This window comes from Paenibacillus thiaminolyticus (assembly GCF_003591545.1).
GTDB classification, from domain to species: Bacteria; Bacillota; Bacilli; order Paenibacillales; family Paenibacillaceae; genus Paenibacillus_B; species Paenibacillus_B thiaminolyticus_A.
The window spans coordinates 1-3,671 of sequence record NZ_QYZD01000083.1 but is presented as its reverse complement, the minus strand read 5'-3'; the positions used below and the strand labels follow the sequence as shown (position 1 = coordinate 3,671).

General features: G+C 39.9%; 5 protein-coding genes and 2 pseudogenes. 2 read left to right on the top strand and 5 right to left on the bottom strand.

Translation table 11 applies throughout. The features are described from left to right. Positions 1-284: hypothetical protein (locus DQX05_RS29915; protein WP_397336323.1), on the bottom strand; the 284-nt coding region annotated here is incomplete at its 3' end. 67 nt (positions 285-351) lie between these two features. Between DQX05_RS29915 and DQX05_RS33490 the strand changes: the two are divergent. Next, positions 352-596 (top strand): annotated as a pseudogene (locus DQX05_RS33490) (transposase); the annotation flags it as partial. Between the two features lie 380 nt (positions 597-976). Here the strand turns inward: DQX05_RS33490 and imm47 are convergent. Continuing rightward, positions 977-1,771, bottom strand: coding sequence for an Imm47 family immunity protein (gene imm47, locus DQX05_RS29910; protein WP_119796870.1), 795 nt, complete (start codon positions 1,769-1,771; stop codon positions 977-979). A 14-nt stretch (positions 1,772-1,785) separates the two neighbouring features. Continuing rightward, the gene (locus tag DQX05_RS31280) at positions 1,786-1,959 is read right to left on the bottom strand and encodes a hypothetical protein (protein ID WP_182914973.1); all 174 of its coding nucleotides are present in this window, start codon (positions 1,957-1,959) and stop codon (positions 1,786-1,788) included. 29 nt (positions 1,960-1,988) lie between these two features. Here DQX05_RS31280 and DQX05_RS32755 point away from each other — a divergent pair. Continuing rightward, positions 1,989-2,487: pseudogene (locus DQX05_RS32755) on the top strand (IS3 family transposase); the annotation flags it as partial. Between the two features lie 70 nt (positions 2,488-2,557). On the opposite strand, the gene DQX05_RS29895 reads toward DQX05_RS32755, so the two are convergent. Beyond that, positions 2,558-3,031, bottom strand: a complete 474-nt coding sequence (locus DQX05_RS29895) for an SMI1/KNR4 family protein (protein WP_119796868.1) — start codon at positions 3,029-3,031, stop codon at positions 2,558-2,560. Positions 3,032-3,051: 20 nt separating this feature from the next. Next, positions 3,052-3,615, bottom strand: coding sequence for an HNH endonuclease signature motif containing protein (locus DQX05_RS29890; protein ID WP_119796871.1), 564 nt, complete (start codon positions 3,613-3,615; stop codon positions 3,052-3,054). Positions 3,616-3,671: the final 56 nt, after the last annotated feature.

The following is a 3,671-nucleotide window of genomic DNA, read 5'->3' as shown; positions in this document are numbered from 1 at the left end:
AGAACGAGTACCACCTGCTCGGGGAGCATGTCGCGGTGCTGGGGCGAGACCGGACGGAGTATGCGCCGTACGGCTAGTTCCTTGTCGATGTCCAGACGAAGCTGAACTTGTTCGCCCTGGACGGCCAACACTTCGCCTTCCAACGACAGACCGGTCAGCCTCGGGTTCAACAGCCGCTCCTGACGAATACCCTCCCGCCGCGACAGCCGATATGTATAGACGAACTGCCCCCGGTCCATCCGGGCCGACACCTCGCTGACCACAAGCCGCTTGTTGCGGAACATCACATCGTCCCCGATCGCGTAACGCGCTCCGCTGTCGATCTCGCAATGGTAGAAATCCGCCGGATGCAGACCGGCTACGACGAACAGCCAAGAGCGTGTAAACGAGGAAGTACGGCGTCGTGAGGTGTGATTCGTCTCTTTCCAAAGCGGGATTCTGTATACCGATTACTTGGAACCTTGCTAAGGGAGATAGATGAAAAATGGACCAATGGCCGAAAGTATCTGGATATGACGGATGATTTGGAGTGGCGAAAAACGAACGTAAAATCCAATCCAAAATTGTGCGATTTAGAGGAACGAGTTGGCAAATAGCTAGATTGTTGCGGATAATAAGTCCTGACAATATTAATGGTCGGGTTATCTTGCGACTTAGTTGCAATGGCTTAGACAGATTTTCTATCGGGGCGGCGTATTCTACAGTTACGTAGCATTTTGAAAATCCTGAAAGAAAGCGAAGACAACAAAAAACAGGTCAGATTTCTGACCATAATTGACCTGTTCGATGTAACCGGATTGGGTTATTTAGGGTATAAAATTCAAGCATTTCTTTGCCTATAAAAAATGACGAAATCTTCTTACGGGTATTACAGGGGTTAGATGTGGTATTGGTTGAATGGTGGGTTCATTCGGCACTGGGAAGCCCCCACATGATCAAGGTTATTTCACATCATGTTACCACAGAGGGTATCATATTATACTTTATGTCCGTAAAAATACTTCTGTCCCTTCTCCCAATTTTTCTTTGAAAGTCCTTCGACATAATTAATAAAACCTTTATAGTTGTCTGGATTTATTACAGTGTAATAATCGCCTGGCACTTTCTCCCCAGACCAAATCGATAATAGGGAAGGAATTAACTCCATTTCAAGTGCATGTCCGTTGTTTGCAGCAATCATAACTCTTTCAATTAATTTTTTGGCTAATTCACCAGGAAATGAAAGTTTCTGATTATAGTAATACTTTTCCAGATCATGGCCGTTAATGTATTCCAAATAATATTGACCAATCTCTTCCACAGATGAATCTTCACCTAAATGCTCTTCAAAATCAATAAAAGCATCTATAGAATCCCTTATAATGGTTGACGTATCATTAATTTCATCCCAATCTTCAAGTAATGTTAAAAGATATGGAACTATTTCGAGAGAAAGCGTTGAAACTGCCGCTGACGCAAATGTATTAACCGCATCTTCTGTAGCTTTTTCTAAAAACCGAAGATTGTTGGAGTCTCTTAAGTCTTCATGGGTACAAATTGAGCAAAATATCCGAATACAAAGATTTAATACTGCTTCATCTTCAGAATGATTTAACAAGTGAATTAAGAATGTTTTTTGTGTAAAATCTCCTAACTTGAAAAGTTCTACGAGTTGGAGTATAACATCTTGTTCCGTCTTTGAACGTAAAATGCTCTCCTTAATATCCGAAATATTGGAATTTGATATCTCACCGTACCAACTGCTATTCATAAGGTTCGTATAGTTCGCCATTTTTCACAACCCTTTTATTTTTTCCTTCGTCCAGTATCCCTCTGCCATTTTAACACTTTATTTTGAAAAACAGTTACTTCAGTATGCTGAGGATTATTACCAAAGTGTATGATGCCTTTTTCATACTGATAAATTTTTAATACTTTTGCATCTTTTTTACCATATCCATTTTGATGGTAAAAATCCAAGTCAAGACCATCAAGTTTTTTTTCCTGGCCGCAAATTCACGGCAGATGCGCCAAATTAAAAGTGGGTTACGGATGTGACGGAATTCAAGTACGGCAATGGCCAAAAAGCGTATTTAAGCGCTATTCTCGACCTTCATGATAAATCCATCGTCTCTTATGTATTCGGGCGTTCCAATAACATCCTCTTGTATTTCAGACGTTGAAACGGGCCTTGCAAAAAGCACCAGGAAGCAAGCCCATGCTTCATAGCGACCGGGGTTTCCAATATACCTCCCTGGACTTCAAGAAGCTCTTGGATGACAACGAAATGACTCAGAGTATGTCCCGTGTTGGACGATGCATCGATAACGGTCCAATGGAATCTTTCTGGGGAACTCTAAAATGCGAGAAGTATTATTTACATACCTACCATACCTTTGAGGAGCTCGAGAGGGACATCAAGCCTACATCCACTTTTACAATTACGAACGATTACAAGCAAAACTAAACGGCCTTAGTCCGATGGAATTCAGGACCAAAGCCGCTTAATTGATTTTTATTTTTTGTTCTGTCTACTTGACGGGGTTCAGTTCAAGACCTGGGTAGCCCTTAATGTTTTTTATTCAGCTAACATTGTTAGAAATTCTTCAAAACTATCTGCAACATGATAGCTCACCGGGTCAAATTCTCCAGAATTTGCATGATCCCACACACAAACTTTTGGATTATTTCTAGATTCACGAAAATCTAAGCATAGAAAATCACCAGCAAATAGAACAGCAACTGGTAATAATGCAACTCCTACCAAATCTTCATCATCAATTAGTCTCTCATCAAGCTGAGATTTTGTAGCGTCAATATCAAATATTCCAAACTCATTTTTTGTTGGATCCTCAAGAATGCATAAAAATCTAGTAATTGCATAGCTACGATCATTACAAATAAACGAACGAATTTCTGGAATACCTCCATTATTTATTTTAATAAATTCTTTATACTCTAATGGCAATTCTACTCTCCAAAAACCTTCTTCTTTGGATATTAGTTGATCAGACGGTAATGGATAAATAATTGTCTCTTTTTTTATTTTCATAATCATTTCCTCCTTCTTATTTATCTTGCGGCATCTGCCCACATTCCAGTAGATCTTCCACCATTGTGAGTTGTAATGTTATGAATTCCATAAGGAACTAATTGCATCTTCCCAGGTACTTCAGTGTGGTGCCATGTATACGATCCGTTTTCAATCAATTTTCTTATGTCTTCTGGAAGCTTATTATTCAACCAATCAAATTGCTCTGTATCACCTTTTTTCCACAAATCTTTTGGGAGGTAGTCAGTATGCACTACCACGCCGGTACTCTCAAAATCAGCAAACCCATAACGCATACCATCTACTTTTTTCACTTCAATTTTAGGTATGAGATTCAATTCCTCGGCTTTACTTTTTATCAACTTTCTTTGCTTACCAGTTAAACTATCTCCTCCATAAATACTTTTTTCCCAAGACCACCCTTTAGTATTTATTACCTCGACATAATGCTTAGCATAGTCATCAACGACTTTATCAAAAGATTTATTCCCCGATAAAAAGTCATCAATGTTTTTTAGGTGAGGTGCTCTAATACCATTAGCATTACCCTTCCCCCCGCCAGAACCACCGGAACTACTCTTCATTATATTATCAAGCTTACTCTTCAACCCGTCCAGGCTTTCCTTCAATTCCTTGCTCA

Excerpts from the sequence above, each read along its gene's own strand:
- DQX05_RS29890 (WP_119796871.1), bottom strand. The coding sequence starts at position 3,615 with ATGAAGAGTAGTTCCGGTGGTTCTGGCGGGGGGAAGGGTAATGCTAAT.
- imm47 (WP_119796870.1), bottom strand. The coding sequence starts at position 1,771 with ATGGCGAACTATACGAACCTTATGAATAGCAGTTGGTACGGTGAGATA.
- DQX05_RS29895 (WP_119796868.1), bottom strand. The coding sequence starts at position 3,031 with ATGAAAATAAAAAAAGAGACAATTATTTATCCATTACCGTCTGATCAA.